This window comes from uncultured Neglectibacter sp. (assembly GCA_937958185.1).
Taxonomy (GTDB): Bacteria; Bacillota; Clostridia; order Oscillospirales; family Acutalibacteraceae; genus Acutalibacter.
In genome coordinates, this window is record CALFFN010000022.1 from 120,738 (window position 1) to 144,786 (window position 24,049).

Annotated in this window: 19 protein-coding genes and 2 tRNA genes; 7 read left to right on the plus strand and 14 right to left on the minus strand. The window is 53.4% G+C overall.

Annotated elements, in window-relative coordinates; all coding sequences use genetic code 11:
* Positions 1-152: 152 nt before the first annotated feature.
* The 3 genes from hisF to AB8996_RS07500 form a co-directional block, all read right to left on the minus strand.
* A complete protein-coding gene (hisF, locus tag AB8996_RS07490) occupies positions 153-911 on the minus strand; it encodes an imidazole glycerol phosphate synthase subunit HisF (RefSeq protein WP_369298354.1) in 759 nt (252 codons plus the stop codon).
* 1 nt (position 912) lies between these two features.
* Complete coding sequence (gene hisH, locus AB8996_RS07495) at positions 913-1,530, minus strand: imidazole glycerol phosphate synthase subunit HisH (protein WP_369298355.1); 618 nt, start codon at positions 1,528-1,530, stop codon at positions 913-915.
* Positions 1,531-1,648: 118 nt separating this feature from the next.
* Complete coding sequence (locus AB8996_RS07500) at positions 1,649-2,017, minus strand: helix-turn-helix domain-containing protein (protein WP_369298356.1); 369 nt, start codon at positions 2,015-2,017, stop codon at positions 1,649-1,651.
* A gap of 490 nt (positions 2,018-2,507) precedes the next feature.
* On the opposite strand from AB8996_RS07500, the gene AB8996_RS07505 reads away from it, so the two are divergent.
* The 4 genes from AB8996_RS07505 to AB8996_RS07520 all read left to right on the plus strand — a co-directional run bounded on the left by AB8996_RS07505 (position 2,508) and on the right by AB8996_RS07520 (position 4,766).
* Positions 2,508-2,583 (plus strand) — tRNA-Thr (locus tag AB8996_RS07505).
* A 149-nt stretch (positions 2,584-2,732) separates the two neighbouring features.
* Positions 2,733-2,817 (plus strand) — tRNA-Tyr (locus tag AB8996_RS07510).
* A gap of 618 nt (positions 2,818-3,435) precedes the next feature.
* Positions 3,436-3,885, plus strand: a complete 450-nt coding sequence (locus AB8996_RS07515) for a DUF6650 family protein (RefSeq protein WP_369298357.1) — start codon at positions 3,436-3,438, stop codon at positions 3,883-3,885.
* Between the two features lie 218 nt (positions 3,886-4,103).
* Positions 4,104-4,766: a nitroreductase family protein gene (locus AB8996_RS07520; protein ID WP_369298358.1), complete on the plus strand. Its 663-nt coding sequence runs from the start codon at positions 4,104-4,106 to the stop codon at positions 4,764-4,766.
* A 535-nt stretch (positions 4,767-5,301) separates the two neighbouring features.
* Here the strand turns inward: AB8996_RS07520 and AB8996_RS07525 are convergent.
* Positions 5,302-6,438, minus strand: coding sequence for an ROK family protein (locus AB8996_RS07525; RefSeq protein ID WP_369298359.1), 1,137 nt, complete (start codon positions 6,436-6,438; stop codon positions 5,302-5,304).
* A gap of 177 nt (positions 6,439-6,615) precedes the next feature.
* Between AB8996_RS07525 and AB8996_RS07530 the strand changes: the two genes are divergently transcribed.
* Positions 6,616-7,347, plus strand: coding sequence for a glucosamine-6-phosphate deaminase (locus tag AB8996_RS07530; RefSeq protein WP_369298360.1), 732 nt, complete (start codon positions 6,616-6,618; stop codon positions 7,345-7,347).
* Between the two features lie 131 nt (positions 7,348-7,478).
* Here the strand turns inward: AB8996_RS07530 and AB8996_RS07535 are convergent, their stop codons facing one another.
* The 10 genes from AB8996_RS07535 to AB8996_RS07580 form a co-directional block, all read right to left on the minus strand.
* Positions 7,479-8,879 carry a trimethylamine methyltransferase family protein gene (locus AB8996_RS07535; protein WP_369298361.1) on the minus strand — a complete coding sequence of 467 codons (1,401 nt, stop codon included), beginning with the start codon at positions 8,877-8,879 and terminating at the stop codon, positions 7,479-7,481.
* A 27-nt stretch (positions 8,880-8,906) separates the two neighbouring features.
* Positions 8,907-10,067, minus strand: coding sequence for a uroporphyrinogen decarboxylase family protein (locus tag AB8996_RS07540; RefSeq protein WP_369298362.1), 1,161 nt, complete (start codon positions 10,065-10,067; stop codon positions 8,907-8,909).
* A gap of 87 nt (positions 10,068-10,154) precedes the next feature.
* Complete coding sequence (locus tag AB8996_RS07545) at positions 10,155-11,036, minus strand: carbohydrate ABC transporter permease (RefSeq protein ID WP_369298363.1); 882 nt, start codon at positions 11,034-11,036, stop codon at positions 10,155-10,157.
* A 15-nt stretch (positions 11,037-11,051) separates the two neighbouring features.
* A complete protein-coding gene (locus AB8996_RS07550) occupies positions 11,052-11,957 on the minus strand; it encodes an ABC transporter permease (protein WP_369298364.1) in 906 nt (301 codons plus the stop codon).
* Between the two features lie 159 nt (positions 11,958-12,116).
* On the minus strand, positions 12,117-13,913 hold the full coding sequence (locus tag AB8996_RS07555) for a hypothetical protein (RefSeq protein ID WP_369298365.1): 1,797 nt from the start codon (positions 13,911-13,913) through the stop codon (positions 12,117-12,119).
* Between the two features lie 27 nt (positions 13,914-13,940).
* Positions 13,941-15,215, minus strand: a complete 1,275-nt coding sequence (locus AB8996_RS07560) for a hypothetical protein (protein ID WP_369298366.1) — start codon at positions 15,213-15,215, stop codon at positions 13,941-13,943.
* Positions 15,202-16,179, minus strand: coding sequence for a PfkB family carbohydrate kinase (locus AB8996_RS07565; protein WP_369298367.1), 978 nt, complete (start codon positions 16,177-16,179; stop codon positions 15,202-15,204). The genes AB8996_RS07560 and AB8996_RS07565 overlap by 14 nt, the downstream gene beginning before the upstream one ends.
* A gap of 768 nt (positions 16,180-16,947) precedes the next feature.
* Positions 16,948-18,054, minus strand: coding sequence for a cadherin-like beta sandwich domain-containing protein (locus tag AB8996_RS07570; RefSeq protein ID WP_369298368.1), 1,107 nt, complete (start codon positions 18,052-18,054; stop codon positions 16,948-16,950).
* Between the two features lie 121 nt (positions 18,055-18,175).
* Positions 18,176-18,916 (minus strand): carbon-nitrogen hydrolase family protein, encoded by a 741-nt coding sequence (locus AB8996_RS07575; RefSeq protein ID WP_369298369.1) that lies wholly within the window; start codon positions 18,914-18,916, stop codon positions 18,176-18,178.
* Positions 18,917-18,926: 10 nt separating this feature from the next.
* Entirely contained in the window at positions 18,927-19,769 is an 843-nt protein-coding gene (locus tag AB8996_RS07580) for a patatin family protein (protein ID WP_369298370.1), read from the minus strand.
* A 182-nt stretch (positions 19,770-19,951) separates the two neighbouring features.
* Between AB8996_RS07580 and AB8996_RS07585 the strand changes: the two genes are divergently transcribed.
* Positions 19,952-22,777 carry an ATP-binding cassette domain-containing protein gene (locus tag AB8996_RS07585; protein WP_369298371.1) on the plus strand — a complete coding sequence of 942 codons (2,826 nt, stop codon included), beginning with the start codon at positions 19,952-19,954 and terminating at the stop codon, positions 22,775-22,777.
* Positions 22,778-22,994: 217 nt separating this feature from the next.
* Positions 22,995-24,023 (plus strand): hypothetical protein, encoded by a 1,029-nt coding sequence (locus AB8996_RS07590; RefSeq protein WP_369298372.1) that lies wholly within the window; start codon positions 22,995-22,997, stop codon positions 24,021-24,023.
* Positions 24,024-24,049 lie beyond the last annotated feature (26 nt).

Here is a 24,049-nt window from a genome sequence, read left to right on the forward strand (position 1 = left end):
TGTGTATTGAAAAGCGAAAGAGAACCCCGACGGTTCTCTCTCACAACTCTCTTTCCCTCCGTATTCGTTAATTGGAGGCTTTATCGACAGACTGTAGCAGGAGAAAGAAGCTCCCCCGATGGAAAGAACCCCCTCATTATGGGAGCCTGCTTCTACAACCGTACGGGAATTCCCCGGGCAGCAAGATACTGCTTTGCTTCGGACACGGAGGTCTCCTTAAAATGGAACAGCGACGCCGCCAGCACGGCGTCCGCCTCGCCCCCGGTAAAGGCGTCATAAAAGTGTTCCAGCGTCCCCGCGCCGCCGGAGGCGATCACGGGAATGGACACCGCCTGAGAGACCGCACGGGTCAGCTCCAGGTCATAGCCGATCTTCGTGCCGTCCCGGTCCATGCTGGTGAGCAGAATTTCGCCCGCGCCCAGGCGCTGCACCTCTTTTGCCCACTCCACAGCGTCCCTGCCGGTGTCTACCCTGCCGCCGTTCAGATAGAGGGTCCAGCCGCCGGAGGGGCGGCGCTTCGCATCCATGGCGACCACCACGCACTGGCTGCCAAATTTCTCCGCCGCTTCCCGAATAAGCTCAGGATTTTTCAGCGCCGCCGAATTGACGGATACCTTATCCGCCCCGGCACGGAGAATGGCGGTGAAATCCTCCACCCGGCGAATGCCCCCGCCCACGGTAAAGGGGATAAAAATACTCTCCGCCACCCGCCGTACAATGTCTGTCATGATATCCCTGTTGTCTGAGGAGGCTGTGATGTCCAGCAGCACCAGCTCGTCCGCGCCCTGACGGTCATATTCCACGGCTGCCTCCACCGGGTCCCCCGCGTCCCGCAGCGCCACAAAATTTTCCCCTTTTACCACTCTTCCGTTTTTCAAATCCAGGCAGGGGATCATGCGTTTCGCGTACATATTATCGCCCCTCCCCGCACAGTCCGGCAAAATTTTTCAAAAGGGAAAGCCCCGCCTGCCCGCTCTTTTCCGGGTGGAACTGGCACGCCAGCACATTGCCCTTCTGTACGGCGGCATGGATCGTCGTCCCGTATTCCGCGGTGGCGGTCACGATTTCCTCCGCCGCCTGCAGGTAGTAGGAATGCACAAAATAGACGTAGGTATCATCGGGAACGCCTGCAAACAACCGGCTGTCCCCGCGAAGCTTCAGGGAGTTCCACCCCATATGGGGCACCTTCAAGCCCGGAACCTGGGGCAAATGGAGGATTTTCCCCTTCAGGAGACCCAGCCCGGAAACACCGGGAGATTCCTCGCTGCTTTCAAACAGGATCTGCAGCCCCAGGCAAATGCCGAAAAAAGGCTTGCCGGAGGCAATGAACTCTTGAATCGGCTGCTCCAGCCCCCGTGCTCTCAGGTTTTTCATGGCGTCGCCGAAAGCGCCCACGCCGGGCAGGACCGCTCCATTCGCCGCCTCTAGCCGCTCCGGCTCGGCAGTGATCTCACATTGGCACCCGATGTGGCGCAGAGCCTTTTCCACACTGAGCAGATTGCCCGCCCCATAGTCTATTATGGCTATCATACGCTTTACCTCGCTATCATAATAAAGCAATCATATCATAAAAAACCTGCCAGTGCAAGAATTTTTTCTTTTGCACAACAGGTTTTTTCAAATTCTTTGGAAAGTGTTATATCAGCGCTCAACTGTACATTTTACGGACGGCCTCTGCCCGCATGGTGGCGACTGCTTTCTTTTCCTCGCTGCTTAAATCCCCAACACGCTCCGGGCGGTTCCGTACCAGCCGGGGGGAACGGCGTCCCGGTATCGCCTTTTCCCCCAAATAATCTTCGGGGTACAAAAAGATCTCTGCCGGAACGCCGAATATCCCGGCGATTTCCCGAATCATGCAAAGGTCCGGTGCGGTCTCCCCCAGCTCGTAATAGGAATAAGTGGAACGGCTCACGCCCAACGCGATAGCGCAGTCTTCCTGCCGATAGCCACATTCCATCCGCAATTTTCGCAGCAGCCCTGAAAAATTTTCTCTGAACTTCAGTTCTTTGGCATTCATGGTAGCCCTCCTCGGCAAATACTTCAGTCAATTTGATTGGATTTTATGCGTGAAGATAACTTACGCACTTTTCCTCTATGACAGAATAGCACAGGTTCTGCGTCTTTGCAAGGAAAAATTACAAATTCTATAATATTTTTTTAGAAAATGCATTAAAAGCTGCGCCATACACCCTCACTGCTCTGATCTCACCCGCTTTCATTTCTCACATAAATCAAATAGACCCGATCGGACAAACAGGGTTACAGCTTTCCAGAAAATACGGCGCAAATTGAAGATGCGGTGCGGAAATTCTGTCCTGGAGGAATTTTTGCAAAAAAAGTTCCAATGAAAGGCTTGACTTTCTTCCGATGTCACGATATAATAATCAAGCGCTGAAAATTGTGCATACTGAGATTGTGCGAGATCGTGCGATTGCTCATTTCATTCGCTGGTGTAGCTCAGTTGTGTAGGTAGCTCTACCAACCTTCGCACACTGCTCATTTTATTCGCTGGTGTAGCTCAGTTGGTAGAGCAGCTGATTTGTAATCAGCAGGTCGGGGGTTCAAGTCCGTCCACCAGCTCCATCGTCGGAGCTCGGTCTCGTGGCTTGGAGCACCGCAAGCGGCGCTCCGGTCGCCTGACGACCGGCTCCTCCTCTCAAAGAAAAATCTTGCGATTTTTCTTTGGCAAAGGGCAAGGGCAAAGACCTTATCCAGCATCTAAAATCGAATATGGGGGGATTCCCGAGTGGCCAAAGGGGACAGACTGTAAATCTGCTGGCTATGCCTTCGATGGTTCGAATCCATCTCCCCTCACCATTGAAAAGGGAGAAGATACCTTTGGTATCTTCTCCCTTTTCAACTGTGAAGCGAAGGAGATGGATTCGAAAGGGCGTTAATAAAACGTGCCGGTGGCACGTTTTTAGCCCGTGGATTTCCGCTCAGTTGCGTCCTGCGATTCATCACAAAGCGGGGCAGTTGGTCGTTTCCAGCAGAAAGCAATCTCCCCTACCATTGAAACATAGGAGATGGATTCGAGAAGCGCAAGAGATGCACAAGAGCGCTGCATCTCTGAGAAAACGCCCCGGCGGGGCGTTTTTAGGGCATGGATTTACTGTCGTTTGTGAACGAGTCCCGCTTTTTGAACAATTTTATCGAAAAGCGGGACTTGTCATATGCGGGATGCCTTGATATATGGGGCTTTCCAGTTTTTTATATTAAAATACCGTCTTTCCAAAACTCCCTAAACGCAAAACAAATATTTTTACGCGAAGTCGGAATTTAAACACCATTTTTCGATAAAACCGATTTATAAGTATTCTCGAAAGTTATAGACATATTGTTGTCCAAGCACAGCGACTATGGTATAATTTAAGATAGGAGCCATTTGGAATAAAAAGCCAGCATGTCAAAGTATTGTATTGGGAGAGGACTTGAATGGGATACAGATTAAATGAATTTAGCACACCGATAGGTGGAATCTCATGGGAAAAATATATTACGGAAGAAGATCGGATACAATATTTGTTTTTCTATTTAGAGTCTAAACGAATTTTAACTAACCCAATATCAATGGAAGTTGTAGGAGAGTGCGTTAATTCTGCATTAGAAATAAAATCAGTATTAGTGGAGATAACAAAAGATATTTCATTTTCTGAAAATAATCTGAACTGTATCCGGCAAATGATTAGTGGGTGTAATGATTTCCTTAACAATATTAATGAAGCGGATTATCCTCATCTCATATATAAAAATAAAGATAGATGGGAAGATTTGAGATTTGACACAGCAATGAAAACTTTCCGTGAGGCTTTTAGACAGCCTATTAAAGAAATTGAAAAGCAAACAGGAATAGTTTTCAAAGGGCACATTTCAGATATGTGGTAAATATAGGGATTTAGTAGAAAGTTAATTCTGCCTTCTCAATTATATCTATAGTGTTCCGCTATTACAAGATAAGTTGACAGCCTGCCAAGGAGTTGGTCTGTCAATTTTTTGTAAACATTATATGTTTATTATGGCATCTTACGGAGAACCGCTGTATAATGAAATTACCTTATTAGCGATGGCTTAAAAACACCTACCGAAGATCAGGAGGAAACAATATGACCATCAAAGAAGCCATAAAAGAAAGACACATGGTTCGCAAATACATTGATAGACCTATTCCCAGTGATTTGATGGAAAAGCTGAACACCAGAATCGCAGAAAACAATCAGACACATAATCTCTCTCTTTCCCTCGTAACTGGGAATGCTGATGGCTTGGGTGCTTTGGCAAAGATGCTCGGCAAGGGGGTAAAGAACTATATTGTTTTGGCCGATCCGAATTCTACGGACCTTGACGAAAAACTGGGTTACTGCGGCGCAGACATGATTTTGTATGCACAGACTCTTGGTCTCAACACCTGGTGGGTTGGTGGAATGTACAATGCCAAGGGCGCACAGAAAAATATGGACAGCAGTGCTGCGCGTATCAATGGTGTGCTGGCAATCGGTTATGGTCAGACACAGGGTGTTCCTCATAAATCCAAAACCGCAGCGGAAATCAGCAGCTACAAAGGCACCGCCCCTCAGTGGTTTATTGATGGTGTAGACGCCTTGCTTCTGGCCCCTACCGCCCTGAACAAGCAGGCTTTCACAGTCAGGGGTGACGGGAACAAGGTGTACCTTACCTGTGACAGCGGTCACTTCGCAGGCATTGATCTGGGTATCGGAAAATATCATTTTGAAGTTGGTGCCGGAAAAGATAATTTTGAGTGGGCTTAAAAATATCTATAGTATTCCGCTATTACATTGAAAAGAGAGAAGATACCAAAGGTATCTTCTCTCTTTTCAACTATACGGCGCAGGAGATGGATTCGAGAAGCGCAAGAAATGCACAAGAACGTGCATCTCTGAGGAAACGCCCCAGTGGGACAATTTTAGCCCGTGGATTTTCTGTCGTTTACGCCCAGTGATTTATTCCAAAGCGGGGGCAACTGGTCGTTTCCAGCAGAAGGCAATCTCACCCCACCACGTCGCCGCAAACGCTTTTGAGTTTGCGGCGGTTTTTTACAAGAATTATCGCGCCACTTTATGTGTTGCGGCTCCTTTCCAAAAAGGTGCTGTGCCCCAGTGGGGTACAGCACCAGCCGAAGCGAAGCGTAGACCACGCTTGGTTTCCCTGTTCGGTTGTAACCGGCAAGCGCCATGCCATTCCCCAAAAAAGATGGCATGGCGTGACCGATTTTATGATGGAAAAAGCCAGCGCCTGAAAACGCCGGCTTTCGCTTTGCTTCAGTTGAAACGGGACGCCCCTGCCCTATTCTTCTTCCTCCGCCAAAATCAGGGGGATCATTTTTTCCTTCGCCATGGCGGCGGATCCCAGCACGCCGGGATCCGCGCAGGTGCTTTTCCGCAGGCGTATCCCGCCGATGGAGATCCGCTCCACCTTTTTGCAGATGGAGTCAAAAAGCGGGTCTCCCAGCAGGTCAAGCAGTTCTCCGCCCAGAGAAATATTGTCGCAATCGTAACACATCATCATATTGTTGATACACAGCGCGCCGCAAATCGCCACATATTCGGTAGCGGTCTCCCGGTTCGCTTCAGAAATGGAACCATCGGGCTGCAGCCCGAATTTTTTCTGGATCGCGCCCAGATTGATCTTGCTTTCCAACCACCCGGCGCCTCCCGAACCCGCTACATAATCGTCCAAAAACGTCATATATCCCACTTCACCACACATGTAATGCTTTCCCCTGCGCAGCTTGCCGTTCAGGATCACACCGCTGCCGATGCCGGTGCCGAAGGAAAGGTACAAAAGATCATTTTCGGGGGTGAGTTCCAGGTCCAGAAATTCCCCCAGCACGTCCATATTCAGATCGTTGTCCACGGAAACCGACTTGTGGTAATAATTTTCTATCTTCCGAAGAATGGGACCGATCTCCATTTCTCCGGGTATCCCGATCAGGGGCGCTGTTAAAATCTTTTCCTGCTCCACGTCATAGATGCCGGGCAGCCCCAGCCCAATCCCCAGCACATCGGAAAGATAGATCTCATTTTCTACCAGAAGCTCGTTGATCACCTGAAACAGGGTCTCCTCCATGGTTTGCTTAAAATCGGCATGGACCTTGATTTTTTTCAGCGCCACCAGCTCATTTTTCAGGTTGCTGAGCCCCACCCTGAGAAAATCTCCCTCGTGGATCGCGCCGATAAAATAGTAGCGGTTTTTATTCAAACGGAGCATCTGCGGCTTTCTTCCCAGCGCCGCCTCTCCCTTCCCCAGCTCGGTCACCAGCTCCTTTTCCGCCAGAAACTGTATGATCTTCATCACGGTGGGCGGGCTGATCCCTGTAATGTGAGAAAGCTCCGCTTTTGAAGTCTCCTCCATCTTACAGAGCAGCTCGAAAACATTTCTTCGGTTCATATCCTTCAAATGGGACGAGACATACGGTTTCACTGCGGTTCCTCCCGGCATTTTTTAATCCTGTTAAAAGTATAAAGGGGCAACAGCGTTCTGTCAAGCAAATCCTGAATAATTCTGCTTGGCTTTTCTAAAATAATATGTCTTTCCTCTTGACTTCTCCTCCGAAAAGCCTTATTATTTAATTAAGTTAAGAAAATAGGAGGTACGCTTATGGACTTCAAAGTTTTTGAAAACGATACCGCACTTTCCTCCGCTGCCGCGGACGCCGTATGTGAGCTGCTGCAGGAAAAGCCGGACGCTCTGCTCTGCATCGCGGCAGGTCATTCTTCTCTGGGTCTGTTCCGGGAGCTGATCCGGCGCTTTCAGGAAAAGAAGGTGGATTTCTCCCGGGCGGGCTTTTCCGCCATGGATGAATGGTCGGGCATAAATGAGACCACGCCGGGGAGCTGTGGGGATTTTCTGGTAAAGAATTTCCTGTCCCAGGTAAATTTCCCCCGGGAGCGGGTCCGCCTGGTCAACGGGAAAGCCGCTGACCCACAGGCGGAATGCGCCGGGATCAGGGAAATTATCCAAGCTGCCGGCGGCTTTGACCTGATCGTGCTGGGGATCGGCATCAACGGTCACCTGGCTCTGAACGAGCCGGGGGTCGATTTTTCCCTTTCCGTCCACACCACTGTTCTGGACAGTGTGACGCGGCAGGTGGGAAAAAAGTATTTTGAGTCCGCCCCTGAGCTGACCGGCGGCATCACCATCGGCATTGCCGACATCGCCGCCGCGAAAAGGGCCATTCTGGTGGTAAACGGAGAAAAGAAAAGCCAGATCGTGAAGCAGGTTCTGGACAGCCCGGTGACAAACCAGCTTCCTGCCACCGCGCTGAAGGATATGCCCCACGCCGCATTCTGGTGCGATAAGGACGCCGCCTCCCTCTGCGGGGAAGGGTGACCCCTGTCTTTCCGCGCCGCGTATATACAAATCACCTCCGCTCTATTTCAAAAATAACATAAAAAGGCGCGACTGTCACATGGCAGCCACGCTTTTTTATGTTGTGCTCTTTATTTGTAAGGAGAACCAGATCAGTTCTTGCTTTCCACTTCGCGATAAGCTTCCTGAACGATACGGTCCAGCTCCTCGCATACGCCGGGCGTTTGGACAGGCTCCATTTCCCGGTAGCCCGCCGTGACCTCCTCTACGAACTCGTGAGCCTTGTCGTAAACGCTCTTAGAGCCCTTGGAGACCCAGTTGCCCCAGTCGTCCCGGTTAAAGAGGTTGGACATCCAGTAGCTTTCCCGCATATACTCCACCGTATGCTCTTCTCCCAGGAAGTTGCCGCCGATCCCCACTTCCTCGATCATATCGTAGCCGATCATATCCTCGGAAACCTCAAAGCCGCTGACGATATAATTGTAGTAGTCGATCCATTCATTGTCTATGACCAGCTGCTCATAGCTGAAGCCCTGATCGGCTCCCACAATACCCTGGCAGCCGATGCTGTGCATACCGCCCATGCTGTTGAAGGCGGCGGTGAGCCCCTTCTCCAGACCGCCCTGGAAATCCGGCACCAAAGCGTCTGTCAGACCGGTATTGGTGCCACCCTGAATGCCATAGAACTTCCCAAGCTGGGAAACCGCCACGCCGAACAGCGCCTGATTGGGGGAACCAAAGGAGCACAGCATGGAGCGGGGGTCGATGGAATGGCAGGACGCCGCGAAGCCGGGATATTCCCCGGTCATCATATGCACAAGGAAGCAGCTTCCCAGCACCTCCGCCGTTTCGATCACCAGCGTGCCGGACAGTGTGACAGGGGCGGTGGCGGAGCTCATAGCCATGGGGGCAATTCCCAGAGAGCCGCCGTTTTTCGCGAAGGTCAGCGCCATCTCCACCGTATCCTGCTTGAAGCTCAGCGGGCTGATGGTTTCAAACAGGTAGTTGTCCCGCAGACCCAGCAGCTTGTTGATCTGGCTGACATACTTGGCGCCGAAGGGCGTGAGAATATAGGTGCCTCCCGGCTTTGTGGAATACTTCTGGATATCGGCGATGCTCACCACATCGGCAATTTCATAGGGAACGTCGGAGGGCACCACTGCCGCGTTGCAGGCTGGGATATTCTTCAGCTTTTCTACCAGCTTGATATTTTTGAAATTGTCGTCCCGCAGACCGTACCGCCGGGTCTGCGTCTCGTAATCCACCAGCGTCACCTGGGTGGAGATCCAGCCTTTCAGCTTCTGCGCCTTATCTTCGGGCTTCAGCTGGCTTTCGGCACGCATGCCGTCAATAAACTGCTCCATGACGGCAACGGGGAATTTGACCACCTTTTTCTCCAGGTCGATCTTGCAGCCCAGATCGGCGCACATTCCCAGCACCTCGTCGTTGGGCACCCTGATCCCCACGCGGTCCAGCGTTTTCAGCGCCGCGTTGTGGATCAAAAGCAGCTCGTCCTGAGACAAGACTTCAATGGAGGTTTTGATTTGCTTCATTGGAATCGTCCTTTCTTTCTAAATTTATCAGTTGTCGTACCGCCCATGCTTCAGGCAGGCGTCGTAAAGCGCCTGAATATTTTCCATAGGCGTATAGGGCGGGATATCGTTGCCGTCCCGGAAAATAAAGCGCCGGGACACGGGCTTTACCGCCTCCAGGATCCGTTTGGATTCCGCTTCGATCTCCTCCGGCGTGCCCTGATGGATCAGCTGTGCCCGGGGACCGCCCTGAATGGCGACCTCTTCCCCCAGTTCCTCACAGAGGGCGCGGTGGTCCACCGGGAACCCGGTGTCGAAATTGTAGATGTTCAATTCGTCCCGCAGGGTCTTGAAGTGCCGGGTAGCGTCCCCGCAGAGGTGGACGCCGCCCCGCTCCTCCATGGTGGAGAGCGCGTGAGCCATCTTTTTGTGGTAGGGCAGCACATATTCCCGGTACATATCCACAGACAGCAGCATAATGCTGTCGTCCGCGAACCCGAAGGATTTTGCCACCTCCGGCAAGCCCATGTACTTCCTCCAGGCTTTCATGCGCTGAATGATGCTTTCCGTGAGGTATTCCATCAGCTGATGGTAGTAGTCCGGGTCTTCACACAGGTCGATACAGAGGTTATCCGCTCCCCGCAGCTCGCATGCCATGGTAAAGGGACCGTCTGTGCCGGTGAACGGCGCTCCCACGCTGGTGACCCTTTGCCCCAGAATCTCCGCCGACTTTATGCGCTCCTGGAACCTGTCGTAGTATTCTTTCGCCTTTGCCATAAAACCGCCGAAGGGGTCGGGAAGCCCCTTTTCAAACAGCAGGTTTTTCTTGTCGTCCTTCAGCAGCGGCACAGCATAAGGCACCTCTCCGTCCGGGAAGCGCACCTCGCAGCCGTACCACGCCGCTTCGTAATAATTCTGGAAGTCTATATTGACGTTCCAGCCCTCTTCCGGGATCCCCAGCTCGTGGTCCCCGGGAATGTGGAACCTGGCGTACTCGCTGAAAGCGCACTGCATGTCAAACATCAGGTCGGGGTCGCTGGTATACTCGTAAAACGAAACATTTCCGGGATTGGTAACGGGATTCAGCACGTAAAACCTGTCGGACACGCCGGTGATCATGGGCACACGGGTATGCGTGCCCTTTCGATAAGCGTCCCACAGCTCTCTGACCTCCCGGTTGTGCTCCCTGAAATCAGGCATGTTTTTCATAAGCTCTCCTCTGGGACCCGTTTCCGCAAGCTGCCTTCGTTTCAAAGGCTCCTCGCCCGCGGGAACAGGCTCCGGCATCAAAAATATTTACCCCTTTACGCTGCCCAGCGTCATGCCCGCTACAAAATACTTTTGCAGGAAGGGATACACCAGCAGGATCGGGACGGTGGCGATCACGATCTGCGACGCTTTTAATGTTCGGTCGGAGATCAGGCGCAGCAGATTCGCCTGCGCTTTCGTCATCATGCGAGTGCTTGGAGATACCATAATAGACTGCAGATAGGTCTGCATGGGATAATTCTTGGCATCGCTCATATAGATCATGCCGTCAAACCAGGAATTCCAATGGGTGACCAGAGAAAAGACCACCAAAGTTGCCAGTGCGGGCAGGGACACAGGCAGATATACCTGGAACAGGATACGGAAATAGCCTGCGCCGTCCATAAAGGCGCTTTCCTCCAGCTCCTTGGGCACCGCCTTGAAGAAATTCATCATCAGCACCACGTTAAATACCGGCACAGCCCCGGGGAGCACCAATGCCCAAATGGAATTGAGCAGCCCGGTATACTTCACCACCATAAAGGTGGGGATCATGCCGCCGGAAAACAGCATGGTGATCATAAAGAACCACACAAAGAAATTTTTCGCGCAAAATTCCTGCCGCGTTTTTGCCAGCGGGAAGGCGGCAAAAATCACCATCAGCATATTGACGGACACGCCCAGCACCACCCGTACCAGCGAAATGCGGAACGCCGTCCAAAACTCCGTCTTTTTCAGCACGTATTCATAGGACTTCAGCGTAAATTCCACAGGAGTCAGGGTGACCTTGCCGGCGCTGACCGCAACGCTGGAGCTGAAGGACATGGAAACGATATGGATAATGGGGACAAGACAAACGAGACCGTACACGATGAAAAATATGGCATTGACCACCCGAAACACTTTCCTGCCAACAGTATTGGAAACCATTGCTTCCCCTCCCTTCTAAAACACGTTGTAGTCGAACTTCTTTTTCGCGATCAGATAGGACGCGGACACCAGCACCAGGCTGACGATGGAACGCAAAAAGCCCACAGCCGCCGCCAGGGAATACTGGGCGTCCTTCAGACCCGCCCGGTAGACCCATGTGTCGATCACATCGCCCGTACTGTACACACTGGGCGAATAGAGCATCAGTATCTGGTCCTGTCCGGCGTTCAGCACGGAACCCAGATTCAGGATCATCATCAGGACAATATAAGTCATGATGCCGGGAAGGGTGATCTTCAGCACCTGCTTGAACCTTCCCGCTCCGTCAATGGCGGCAGCCTCATACAGGGTGGGATCAATATTGGTGATGGCAGCCAGATAGACGATGGCGTTAAAGCCTGTCATCTGCCACAGGTCGGTCAAAATCAGCACCCATGGGAAGATCGCCGCCTCACCCAGAAAATTGATGCCCGAAACACCGAACACGCCCAGCATCTGGTTCACCAGACCGTCTCTGGAAAGCAGTTCCCGGAAAATGCCGCCCAGAATGACCCAGGAAAGGAAATAGGGGGCGTAAATGATCGTCTGTACACTTCTTTTGAACACCTTGCTTTGCAGCTCGTTCAAAAGGATTGCCACCAAAATGGCGGAGATCATGCCCAAAACGATCTTCATCGTAGCGATAAACAGGGTGTTCCATACAATGGTCCCGATATCGGGAAGCTGAAAAATTCGATCAAAATTTGCCAGCCCGACCCATTCCGACCCAAAGAAGCCTTTTGCCGGCTGGAATTTCTGGAATACCATCACCAGGCCCAGCATGGGACCATAGGAATATATGAGCACCAGGATCGCAGGCAGCGCCATCATCACGAACAAAGGGATCTGGCGCTTTAGATATGCCGATCTGGATTTCTTCATAACCGTGCTCCTCCCTTATCTGCTTCATTCTCCCGCCTGCCGCAATGTACCCTCTCCTTTTGGGAACGGGAAAATTTCTGCGCGTCTTCTTTCTGTCTGAAAAAAGCTTTGCAGAGCCAGAGCAAAGACAACGCTCCGGCTCTGCAGCTTTTTCACTTTTTACTTCATCTGGCTCTGAACGCTTACACCGCCTTTATCCTGGAACCACTGGTTCACTTCCTCGGTGGCTTTCGTTCCGTAGATTTCATCATAGCTCTGCATAAAGCTGTCAAAAGCGGTGATATCGGCTTTCCCGGTAATGACCTGGATCGCCATTTCATCGTACATCTTCTTTACGGTGGGACCGTTTTCGATCATGAAGGGGGTTTCCTCCGCAGTATACTCGTTGAAAACAATGCGCTTGTTGTCCAGGTAGGTCTCAATCACCTCAAAGGAGCTGCCCTCTGTCAGATACGAGCGATATGCGGGGAACCCGGCTTTGTCGCCCTCATTCTCATAAGCCTGCGCCTGATCGTAGAACTGCTTGTAGGCTTCGCACAAGCCGTCGGTATTCCCGGTCTTCTCTGCTTCCTTGATAGCGATATGACCCTCATAGTTAAAGGAGGGATTGTAAATGTTCAACGGGTACATCAGGAAGGGCTGGTTGTTGTCCTCAGGGTTGGTATTAAATGTACCAAATTCCATGGTCTCGGGATTGTTGTTTAAGTCGTGGTAAAGGTTGGTCATCTTGACCAGGGCTTCCGGGTGCTCGCAGCCTTTGGTGGCAACCAGGATATTCTGGGTCTGCGCGGCGTCACGGGCGATCTTTCCTTCGCCGTAGGGTCCGCTTACAACGGGAACTGCGATCCAGTCCGCCTCAGGGTCATGATCCAGATGGAGGATCAACGGCCAGTAAGCCCCCCATACATCGCCCACAAAGATACCGCACTTCCCATTAAAGATATCCTCGTTCTGCATATCGGCATCCATGGTGGCAAAATCCTGCGGGAAATAGCCCTTTTGATAATACTCAGCAGCCTTTTCCAGAGCAGCGCGGGTCCTTTCACGGGACTCTTCCCCGAACAGACCGGATTCGATCTCGCCTTTGCTGTTCTCATACCAGACGTTGGGATAGGCGTTGAACATATTGAAGAAAGCATTTCCCAGCGTCCACTGCCAGGCATTCTGGGAGCTGGCGCTCATGGCGACGGCATAGGTATCGTCCACACCGTTCCCGTCGGGGTCCTGGGTCTTGAACGCTTCCATGACGGCTTCCAGGTCCTCCATCGTTTCAGGGGTCTTCAGGTTCAGCTTATCCAGCCAGTCCTTGCGGATCCAGAGCATATCGCCGCCGTCCTGATAGCTGAAGCCGTTGGTGATGCCATAGTATCTGCCGTCCTTTGTGACCGTGTCCAGCAGGTAGGAATAATCGCCGGTCAGATACTTCCTGGTATACTCGCTGGCGTACTCGATCAGCGGCACGGTGATGTCCTCCAGCAGGTCCGCCGCGTACATTTTCTCAAAAGTAGTCCTGTCCACAGAGAGGAAGTCGGGCAGGTCGCCGGAAGTCAGCATGGTGTTCATTTTCTCAGCTGCCTGAGAGCCGGGGCAAGTCCACTTGAACTCATAGTTGATGCCCAGCTGCTCAGCATAACGGCGGGTATAAACATTGTCTTCCAGGTTTTCTCCCTCGGCGAACCAGAAAGCTCCGTCGTTGGCGGTATGGATCGTGGTCACCGTGATGGGGGGATCGTATTTCCCAAAGGGGTCTTTTGTGGGAGAGGGGACCTCTTCCAGAGTCATGGGACCGCTGTAGGGTTCGTCTTCGCCGCTTCCCACCTGAGAGGATACGGGCTGCGATCCGCCGCCCTTGCTGCTTGTCTGACCGCCGGCGCTTGATGTGCCGTTATTGCCGCAGGCTGTAAACCCAAGGAGCATAACAACGGCAAGGAGAAGTGCAAATACTCGTTTTTTCATGTTTTGTCTTCCTTTCTCAGAATGAGGTCAAATGCATTTCCTAATGTACTGCTTGTTGATTTCAAACAGTTCATCTACGATTTTTACCGCCGCGTCCGTGCTGTTGATGGTGGGGTCGCACAACAGCGCCTGCAGCGCCAGTTCTTTAGAGCCCTGGGCAGCCGCCCGAATGGAAAGCCGCTGGGGCGAGACCTGCTGGTTCATCAGACCGATCACGCCGTCGGGCATATCGCGGACCACCCGCTTGTGCACGCCGTCCCCATCTACCGTGATGGGCAGCTCCACCGCCACGTCGTCCGGCAGCTGGCTGATGGCGCCGTCGTTATAGCAGATCGCGGAGGGAATGTTCCTGCGGTCGTTGAAGAAGATGCTGGTGACGACATTGATTGCCTGCTCGCCGGAGGGGACCAGCCATTCGTCGATATCCTTCTCTCCTGCCACCAGGGCGGCAATGGTCTTCTTCATCTCCACCCTGTCCTGGGCGTCCCAGTCGAAATCATAGCCGTGCTCGCCGGCTTCATAGCCGTAAGCCTGATATTCGCCCAGATGGTCGTCGGAACAGGTGGGGTACAGACCGAAGAAATGGAACATCTTTCTGGAATAGGGCATGAAAGTGGGATCGAAGCTCTTTTCCTTCTCGCGGAACTCCGGGTACAGGTCAACGCCGGTCTCCTTATCCCGCACGGAGAGGATCCACTGGAAATGGTTCATGCCCGCTCCGAACACCTCGATGGTCTCCGGGTCCCTGCCCATGATCTTCGCCATATCGTGCTGCGCCATGAAAATGCCGTGGCACAGACCGATGCACTTGATCTTGGAGTACATGTTCACACCCAGAATGATACGGGTCTCCGGGTTAGAGAAGTTCAGGAACCATGCATTGGGGCAAAGCTCCTCCATATCGTGGACGATGTCCATGATTACCGGGAAGGTGCGCATGGTGAAGAACAGCGCTCCCGGACCTCCGTTTTCTCCCAGGCAGTGGCGCACGCCGTACTTCTTGGGAACGTTGAAATCCTGCTTCCACAGCTCGCAGCGCTCAATGGCAAGGGAGTTTATCACGAAATCGGCTCCCGGCAGCACGTCCCGGCGCTGTGTGGTCTTTTCGATTTTCAAGCCGAACCCGCTGTGCTCGTTCAGCTTTACTGCCAGACCGTACATACGGTCCAGATTTTCCTGGTCGATGTCCACCAGACACAGGGTTGCTCCCTTCATCTTGGGCGTGGTAAAGATATCCCGGAAGGTAGGCGTGCCGAAGGACATACTGCCTGCTCCAATAAACACGATCTTAGGCGCTCTCATAACAAATCTTTCCTTTCTGTTCTTCATTTTTTCCTGTGAAGTTCTCCTCTATCCAATCCGCCAGCTCCTCCCGGTCAGGGCTCCTGCCCTGAGATACATAGAACCCGGAGGCGCCGTTGGCTACCGCCAGCGCTTCCTCAGGCGGCATACCCTGAAGCAGGGCAAATGCGAACCCCGCGTTGAAGTTGTCGCCGCCGCCGGTAGAAAGGAGAGGATTTTGAATCTGCCGACCTACGTGGCAGGAAACCCCCGTTTCCGTGGCGCAAAAGGCTCTATCCAGCAGGTGGATCACCACCATTTCACAGGCAAGACGATCTCGCAGCGCCGCAGCTAAAGCGGCTTTTTCTTCTGAGACGATCCCCAGGCTTCCCGCCAGGGTTTCGGCTTCATTCTGGTTCAGGCTCAAAATTGTGTCCAAATACCCTGAAAATTCCCGGATCAGCTCTCCGGCTTCCCGCACTTCTTTTTCCGACCTTTGGGAGCAGTCCGAAAGATCCAGCATCAGCCGTTTCCGGGCGGTGAGCTTTGGGAACACATCCCGCAGGCAGCCCTGCCATATGGAGGTGCTGCCCGGCAGCTCGCTCCAATTGAAGAACGCCAGCAGCTCAGCTTCTTCCATCATTTCCAGAAGGCGGGGGACGGGAAGCAGCTTGGTGAGGGACTGATAGTCCACCTTGATCCGATCGTTCCGCGCCAGCATGACCTTTCCGTCCCGGAATTCCAGCGCCTCGCAAAGACCCGGACCGCACAGGCTGTACAGGGTGCAGCGCTGTTCCAGTTCCCGGAAGATCGGCAGCGGACGGGGCGTCCCAAAAGCGCCGATACAGCTGACACGGGCGCCCAGGCAAGCCATGGTCTGGGAAAAGATGGGTGCGTTCCCTCCCGGTTTTTCCGTTTGCAGCTTCAGCTCCAGAGAGCAGCTTTTCCAGGACTTTCCTTTTATGTAGCTGCCAAATTCTTCCATGGTATTAAAAAACTCTGTTTCAGCATTTCCTGTCTGCCGGCAGACCCGGAGAATACTGTCTACATATCCGTCAAACCCTACGACCACATTCGGATGCCGCTTTGCCGTACGCAGCCTTTCTATTATTTTCTCCAGAACACTTCCCTCCTTTCTCGCAAAACCGACACTTGATTTTTTAATCTCAATACTTAAATAAAGAGATACAGGAGACGTCCCGGCTGCAAATTTTATTTTTTAACTTAATTTTATATATAGGATACTTTCCCCGGCACCAAAAGTCAATGGGTTTTGACAAATTACTACAATTTCTAAACATGTGACAATAATTTTTCTAAATTTTATGTATAATATACAAATTTTGCGTTGCGTATTCAACTTTTTACATGCCCGCCCTATATCTTTAATGATATTAAATAATCTGATTTTTCCTCAGCGCTTCAACCAGCCTTTATCGTCTGCAAGAATGAAAAACGTCTCAAATCAGCCTTTTAAGGCAGCGCGCGGGATCTCACTGTGCCGCATGGGATAGTTTTCTTCCCTCCCCTGCCGAAAATCCACGACAGGCACACACTGGCGGCACGCTTCCGCGAAGCGACCCGCGCCCTGCTTCACTCCGTGCGGTCACAGCCTGTCGGGGCGCTGTATTTCAGGGAACGGATAAAAGCGCAGGCCGAATGCCCGTAAAACATTAAGGAGACTTTCCTTTTTTGGAAAACCTCCTTTTCATAATCTGGTATCAGAAAAAGTCTGTCATCTGAAACGCTGCTGTCATTTTTCACGGTCCTCGTCCTCCCCTTTTTCCTCCTTGACCGCAGCTATCCCGCTTGCCAACCATCGGGATAGCGGACGGAGGACCACACAGGCGAAGGCAAATGCCAGCGCGATCAAAAACGCCGGCAGCGGCGTGCTGTTATTTCGGACAACGATGGACGGGCGTGCGCCGCCTGTTTGGGAATTTTGCGCAGCAGCCCTTTGCGCTGTGGCAGCCGGCTTTGGGCTCACCGCCGTCGGCTTTGGCGCGGAAGAAGCCGTTGGTTTGGAAGAGACCGATTCCTCTGCGGCTTTCACAGGCGCCTGTGTTTTTTCAGGCTTTGGCTCAGCCGTTTGCTTTGGGGACGCTTCCTTTTCTTCCCGGTGGACAACGATCCGATACTCCGCCTTTGTCCTGCCGTCTTCGGCGGTGACGGTGATGAGGAACAGGGTATCGCTTCCGCCTGCGCCCAGGTTCCTGCGGTTTACTTTGCAGACAGCGCCCTCGGCGGGCTCTGTGGAAAAGGTCATTCCTGTGATGGAAAAGGGCACTGTAACGGCATAAGAAAAGCAGTCGGGAGAAAACTCCGGCTGCAAGGTCCCATCGCTGGGCATGAGAGAAGTCAGTGTGGCTTCCTCCCTCAGCGGCGGCAGGACAGTATATGTCAGCCGCTCCGAAATATCGGGCAGTTTCTCGCCGTCCGCGGAAAGAATCTGGGAGACAGTCACGGAAAAGGAATGCCCACCCGGAACAGCGCCTTCTGAAACTTGAAAGCGATAGGTAAGGGTCCCGCCTGCCGGCAGCGGCGCTTCCCCTTTCATGCTGCAAACAGAACGGACGGAGGTTCCGTCCTCCTCCGTCAAAGAATACGCGCCACGCATGGCGGCGCTTTCCCCGGCGCGCAGGTAAGCAAAGCTTTCCGAATCAAAGTCCACCTGTATCAAAAACGCGCCCAGCCCGCCCAGGCTGCCATCGTAAGGAACGGAAAGCTCCACCGTATCCCCGGCTCTGCCCTCTGCCCTGGAAAGCTGAGGGCAAAACCCGACAGAACCAGCCGCAGCCGCGGGAAAAGGCATTGTAAGAAGGAAAAAAGCAAGGAGAAGCAGAACAGAAAGCTTTTTCATTTGTTCTGCCCTCCTGAAAATTTCTTTTGAAAAAAATGCCAAATTTTTCCAATTTATTTCAGTATAGCATGAAAATGGGCGCAGATGAAGCGTTTCCGCGATTCAGGACCGTGAATTATTTTTACTTTGCTGCAATGGAGTTCCCGATAGCTCCCTGCTCTTCCACCAGCCTTTGGAACCGGTCAGGCAGACGGTCCTCCAGATAGCGGTAGGTCTTGGCGTGGCTTTTGGAAAGGTCCGCCGTTACCACAAGGCAGCCGGGTTCGTTTTTCTGTTCCCCCAGCAGGCTGCCGTCCGGGGCGATGGCAAAGGCAATGGGAAGCTCCCCGTTCGCGTGAGAACAGCCGAACACATATACCTCGTTTTCGATGGCGCGGGCTTTTGCCAGGGTCAGCCATTGGGTGTATTGCAGCTCGTGGTACATTCCCGTGCCGATCAGATTCACAAGGCAGCAGGGGGCGTCCAGGCTCATGATTCGGGAGACCTCCGGGAAGTGCAGCTCGTAGCAGATGGGAATGCCGATCCTGCCGAACCGGGTGTCGATACAGTGTATCTTCTCTCCCGGCTGTCTTCCCTTTTCCCGCTCCGACGGCGCGAGGATATTTTTCTGGTACTCGCCTATAAGCTCGCCGTTATCCACCACCACCGCTTTCTGGCAGGAGCGTTCCCCTCTCTGCACCAGCCCGGCAATAAAGAATTTTCCCTGTTCCCGGCTCAGCTCCAGCGCCCGGGGCAGGTCTTCTTCCTCCAAAAAGCCCTCGGGGAACAGGAAAATATCCGCTTCCGTCATGGCGAAGAACCGCTTCATTTCCGAAAGGGCAGCGCCTTTTTCCGGCACTGCCAGGGCAAGCTTTCTTTCCATTTCCCGCCACTCACCTTTCTAAAAATTCCTTCAGCGCCGCCATGCCGCGCCGACCGTCCGCGAGACCCAGCTCATACACCGCCTGCAGCTTTTCCGGGTCCTTTTCCATGCGCCCGATCGTGATAGGCTCCGAGGGGCGAAAGACGAAAGCCGCGCCCAGCTGTTCCAGCACTTCCAGCTGCCGGACGCTGCGGGCGTATTCCTCGTGGCGGTGGAGCAGCGCCTGGGAAAAGCCCCTGTAGCGCCCGTACCAGAGCTTGACCGCCGCTGCCGGCATGGGGGCTTTTACATAGCTCCTGTCCCGGGTCAGCACAACGATGAGCCTGTCATGGCCCAGTTCCAGCATTTTCTGAAAGGGAATGCTGTCCGCCACACCGCCGTCCAGATAGCGCTTTCCGTGAAGCTCCACAGGGCGGGACAAAAAGGGCATGGACGCAGACGCCCGCAGGACGTCCATCTGTTCCAGCACGCTTTTGACCTGCATATACTCTATCTTCCCGCTGTCCAGCGAGGTAACGCCCGCATAAAAGGGCACGCCGCACGCCTGAAAGGTCTCATCGTCGAAGGGGTCAAGCTCCCGGGGGACCGTGCCGTAAGCAAAATCGGTGCTGACAAGGTTGCCGGTCTTCAAAAGCTGGCGGACGCCCATGTATTCCTTATCGCCGTTATACCTTTTATTATAGCGGATCACCCTGCCCCGCTGCCGGGAAAGGAAATTCACCCCGAATACCGCTCCGGCGGAAACGCCGATCACGCCCTGCACTTCGATCTGGCTGTCCAGCAGCACGTCCAGAACCCCGGCGGTATACATTCCCCGCATGGCGCCGCCTTCCAGTACAAGCCCAAGCTTCATGACGGTCCTCCCTTGTTTCTATACACTGAGGTCAGTTTACCGCTTCCGGGTTTTCCTGTCAACGGGCGGCGGGAATTCCGCAGCATTTACCGTTTTGTCACGTTAGTTTAACATTTTGTACATTTTTGGAAAAAATCTTTATGATAGGATAAAAACTGTATTTTGTGGAAAGAGGGCGCCTCATGCTTCAGGTAAAAAACATCTCAAAACAGTTCAAAACAGGAGAGCTTGTCCAGCAGGCGCTGAACGGCGTTTCGCTGAACCTGCGGGACAATGAATTCGTCTCTATTTTGGGACCCAGCGGGTCGGGCAAGACCACGCTGCTGAACATCATCGGCGGGCTGGACCGCTACGACACCGGCGATCTCGTCATCAACGGCATCTCCACGAAAAAGTATAAGGACAGGGACTGGGACACCTACCGCAACCACACCATCGGCTTTGTGTTCCAAAGCTATAATCTGATCCCCCATCAGTCCGTGCTTGCCAATGTGGAGCTGGCGCTGACCATCGGCGGAATTTCCCGGGGCGAACGCCGGAGCCGGGCAAAAAAAGCGCTGGAGGAGGTTGGGCTGGGCGACCAGCTTCACAAGCGCCCCAACCAGATGTCCGGCGGGCAGATGCAGCGCGTCGCCATTGCACGCGCGCTGGTCAACGACCCGGATATCCTGCTGGCGGACGAACCCACCGGCGCGCTGGATACGGAAACCAGCATTCAGGTCATGGAGCTGCTGAAGCAGGTGGCGAAGGACAGGCTGGTGGTAATGGTCACCCACAACCCCGAATTGGCAGAGCGGTATTCTACCCGTATTGTAAAGCTGCGGGACGGGAAGATCACCGGGGACAGCGATCCCTATGAGCCTGAGGAGATCGTTCCAGCCGCCGCAAAAACGGCGCAGAAAAAGGCAAAAATGTCTTTCTCCACCTCTCTCTCCCTGAGCTTTAACAACCTGCGGACAAAAAAAGGCAGGACGATCCTCACCGCCTTCGCCGGTTCCATCGGCATTATCGGCATTGCGCTGATCCTGGCGCTTTCCAGCGGCGTCAACAATTATATTGACGACATTCAAAAGGAAACCATGACCTCCTACCCCATCACCATCAGCTCCCAGGCGATGGATACCTCCGGCATGATGGGAATGCGCGGCGGCATGATGGCAGGGAGCGTGGAGGAAGAAGCCACGGAAAAACGGGACGCCGTTTACGCGGACTACGCCATGCTGGAGGTCAACGAAAGCATGAAAAACAGCGTAAAGGAAAACAACCTTACAGAGTTCAAAAAGTATTTGGACGATCCTGACAGTGAGATCCACCAGTATTTGGGAGAAAACGGCATTGTATACTCCTACGGGGTGCATTTCAATGTGTATTCCTATAATAAGGATGACGAGCTGATACGCTCCGACGCCGATGTAGAGCAGGGCGAGTCTGACTCCGCGTTCAGCAGCATGACTGCCAACGCTTTTCAGAACATGACCCTGATGCGGAGCATTATCAGCGGAGGCTCCTCCGGGGCGGAGAATTTCTCCGAGCTCATGCCCGGCAGCGGCGGCAAGGTGGTCAGCCCCATTCTCACCGAAAGCTACGACGTGCTGTACGGCAGGTGGGCAGAGAAGTATGACGAAGTGATGCTGGTCCTGGACCGCCGCAATTCCGTTTCCGCCGATGAGCTGTACCAGCTTGGTCTGCTCAGCGGCAGGGAATACGACGAGATCGCGGAGCAGATCCAGGACGGCGGCACAGCCGAGGAGCATATCTGGGACTACGAGAGCATCTGCGGCCATACCTTTTATATGCTGCCCAGCTGCGACCATTACGAGGAAAATGAGGACGGCACCTTTACCTATGTGGGCGACGATACCCTGAAGATCGAACCACTGCTGGACGATGCCGTCAAGCTGAAGATCGTGGGCGTGATCCGTCCCGCAGAAGACGCTAACAATGCCGAAATCAGTACGCCCATCGCCTATACGTCCCTCCTGACCGACCACATTATCGAGCACACCAACGAAAGCGCTGTCGTCAAGGCGCAGGAAGCCGACGAAGCGGTAAACGTGCTGAGCGGCGTGAAATTTGAGGCGATAGACGACGACGCCAAAACGGACGCCGCCAAGCAGTACATTTCCAGCATGGGCGTTTCCGACAAGGCTTCCTTCTATTCCATGATGATGTATTACAATTCCCAGAAAGCTGCCGAAGGCAGTGAAAGCGGGCAGGGCGCGGCTCCTGCCGGAAGCGTTCCCGCAGGCATGGAAGGTCTCCCTGCCGACAGCCGCGCCGCGATGGGCGGCCAGATGGACGAATCCGCCATGGCGGCGGCTGTGGACAACTGGCTGGAAAACTCCCCGGACGAGGAGCTGCTGCTTTCCGTCTATGACCAGTATCTGGACGGCTCCTCCCTCAAGGAGAACCTGGAAAGCTTCGGCAAGGTCAGCTATGACGCGCCCTCTTCTATCAGCATGTATACCGACAGCTTTGAAAACAAGGACGCCATTTCCAGCTGTATCACCCATTATAATGAAGGAAAAGAGGAAAAGGATCAGATCACCTATACCGACTATGTGGCGCTGCTGACAGGCTCCGTCACCACCATCATCGACGTGATCTCCTATGTGCTGATCGCCTTCGTCGCCGTGTCGCTGATCGTTTCCAGCATTATGATCGGCATTATCACCCATATCTCCGTGCTGGAGCGCACAAAGGAGATCGGCATTCTCCGCGCCATGGGCGCTTCCAAGCGGAACATCTCCCAGGTGTTCAACGCCGAAACCGTAATTATTGGGCTGCTTGCCGGTGTGCTGGGCGTGGGGGTCACCATGCTGCTGACCATTCCCATCACTTCCCTGCTCCAAAGCCTGCTGGGGGCAGCTACCCTTACCGCTTCCCTGCCCATTCCGGCGGCTCTGCTGCTGGTGGCTCTCAGTGTGCTGATTACCGTGATCGCCGGTCTGCTGCCCGCCAAAAGTGCCGCGAAAAAAGACCCCGTGGCGGCGCTCCGCACAGAATAAGCAACAAAAAATACTAAAAGGACGACAGGAACCGCTGCCGTCCTTCCTTTTTTTCACTTTGACGGCATACAGCCCAAAAAACCATCTTTTTCCATGTCTCTCTTTGTCAAAAAAATAACCTTGCATTTTGGGTACACTTAGGGTATAATCATGCGTGAGCGCAAATCGCTCTCAAAATATCTATTACATTATTTATCAGAAGGGACGTTGGTTCAAAATGAAGAAGGTTTTCGCAATCGTTCTTTGCATCTGCATGCTGGCTGTTATGGCAGCATGCTCCGGCGGAGCAAACGGGTCTGAGTACAAGCTCGGTATGGGCGTGGCGCTGAACATGGACAGCTCCGCTGAGAACAATGCTCAGGTCGACGCTACCGTGGCTGCTGTTGTCACCGATAAGGACGGCAAGATCGTTTCCTGCCGGATCGACGTGGCACAGAGCAAAATGGACGTTACCGGCGGCGCTGTAGACACTGCCGCTACCTTTGAGACCAAGATGGAGCTGGGCAGCCGCTATGGCATGGAAGGCAAAGTCGATAACAACGGCGACGGTGTTATGCTGGAGTGGGACGCTCAGGCAAAGGCGTTTGAAGAGTATGTGGTGGGCAAGACCGCCGATGAAGTCAAGGCTTTTGAAACGCAGGAAGTTAACGGTGAACAGATTGCTGTTGCCGAGGATTTGCTGAAGGCTGGCTGTTCCATGCAGATCACCGATTTCATGAAGGCTGTTGCCGCTGCCTGCAACGACGAGCAGGGCATGTCCTTCAAGGCTGGCGAGTTCACTCTGGGCGTTGCGGCAAACACCTCTGCTGCTGATTCCACCGCTGCCACCGCCGATGAGGACGGTCTGGTTGCCATGTACACCGATTTCTCCGCTGCTGTTGTTTCCGACGGCAAGATCGTTGCCGCTCTGAACGACGCTGTGCAGCCCAAGATCACCATTGACGCCAACGGCGCTATCGTCAGCACGGAATACAAGGATACCAAGCGTAACCTGAAGAGCGAGTACGGTATGGAAGGCAAAGTCGATAACGACGGCGACGGCGTGATGAAGGAGTGGTTCGAGCAGTCCGAGGCATTCTCCAAGTTCATCGTAGGCAAGACTGCCGATGAGGTTTCCGCCCTGGAAACTCAGGACGCCAACGGCCATCAGATCGCTGCCGATAAGGACCTGCTGTCTGCCGGCTGCTCCATGCAGATCACTTCCATGAAGGACACCTCTGCAAAGGCTGCAAAGAACGCCCGCTAAGTAAAAACAGAAATGAATGGCGTGAA

Coding starts and splice junctions, on each gene's coding strand:
- hisF (WP_369298354.1), bottom strand. CDS start 911: ATGTACGCGAAACGCATGATCCCCTGCCTGGATTTGAAAAACGGAAGA.
- AB8996_RS07515 (WP_369298357.1), top strand. CDS start 3,436: ATGGGATACAGATTAAATGAATTTAGCACACCGATAGGTGGAATCTCA.
- AB8996_RS07520 (WP_369298358.1), top strand. CDS start 4,104: ATGACCATCAAAGAAGCCATAAAAGAAAGACACATGGTTCGCAAATAC.
- AB8996_RS07580 (WP_369298370.1), bottom strand. CDS start 19,769: ATGAAGCTTGGGCTTGTACTGGAAGGCGGCGCCATGCGGGGAATGTAT.
- AB8996_RS07500 (WP_369298356.1), bottom strand. CDS start 2,017: ATGAATGCCAAAGAACTGAAGTTCAGAGAAAATTTTTCAGGGCTGCTG.
- AB8996_RS07530 (WP_369298360.1), top strand. CDS start 6,616: ATGGACTTCAAAGTTTTTGAAAACGATACCGCACTTTCCTCCGCTGCC.
- AB8996_RS07535 (WP_369298361.1), bottom strand. CDS start 8,879: ATGAAGCAAATCAAAACCTCCATTGAAGTCTTGTCTCAGGACGAGCTG.
- hisH (WP_369298355.1), bottom strand. CDS start 1,530: ATGATAGCCATAATAGACTATGGGGCGGGCAATCTGCTCAGTGTGGAA.
- AB8996_RS07550 (WP_369298364.1), bottom strand. CDS start 11,957: ATGAAGAAATCCAGATCGGCATATCTAAAGCGCCAGATCCCTTTGTTC.
- AB8996_RS07575 (WP_369298369.1), bottom strand. CDS start 18,916: ATGGAAAGAAAGCTTGCCCTGGCAGTGCCGGAAAAAGGCGCTGCCCTT.
- AB8996_RS07540 (WP_369298362.1), bottom strand. CDS start 10,067: ATGAAAAACATGCCTGATTTCAGGGAGCACAACCGGGAGGTCAGAGAG.
- AB8996_RS07560 (WP_369298366.1), bottom strand. CDS start 15,215: ATGAGAGCGCCTAAGATCGTGTTTATTGGAGCAGGCAGTATGTCCTTC.
- AB8996_RS07565 (WP_369298367.1), bottom strand. CDS start 16,179: ATGGAAGAATTTGGCAGCTACATAAAAGGAAAGTCCTGGAAAAGCTGC.
- AB8996_RS07590 (WP_369298372.1), top strand. CDS start 22,995: ATGAAGAAGGTTTTCGCAATCGTTCTTTGCATCTGCATGCTGGCTGTT.
- AB8996_RS07555 (WP_369298365.1), bottom strand. CDS start 13,913: ATGAAAAAACGAGTATTTGCACTTCTCCTTGCCGTTGTTATGCTCCTT.
- AB8996_RS07545 (WP_369298363.1), bottom strand. CDS start 11,036: ATGGTTTCCAATACTGTTGGCAGGAAAGTGTTTCGGGTGGTCAATGCC.
- AB8996_RS07585 (WP_369298371.1), top strand. CDS start 19,952: ATGCTTCAGGTAAAAAACATCTCAAAACAGTTCAAAACAGGAGAGCTT.
- AB8996_RS07570 (WP_369298368.1), bottom strand. CDS start 18,054: ATGAAAAAGCTTTCTGTTCTGCTTCTCCTTGCTTTTTTCCTTCTTACA.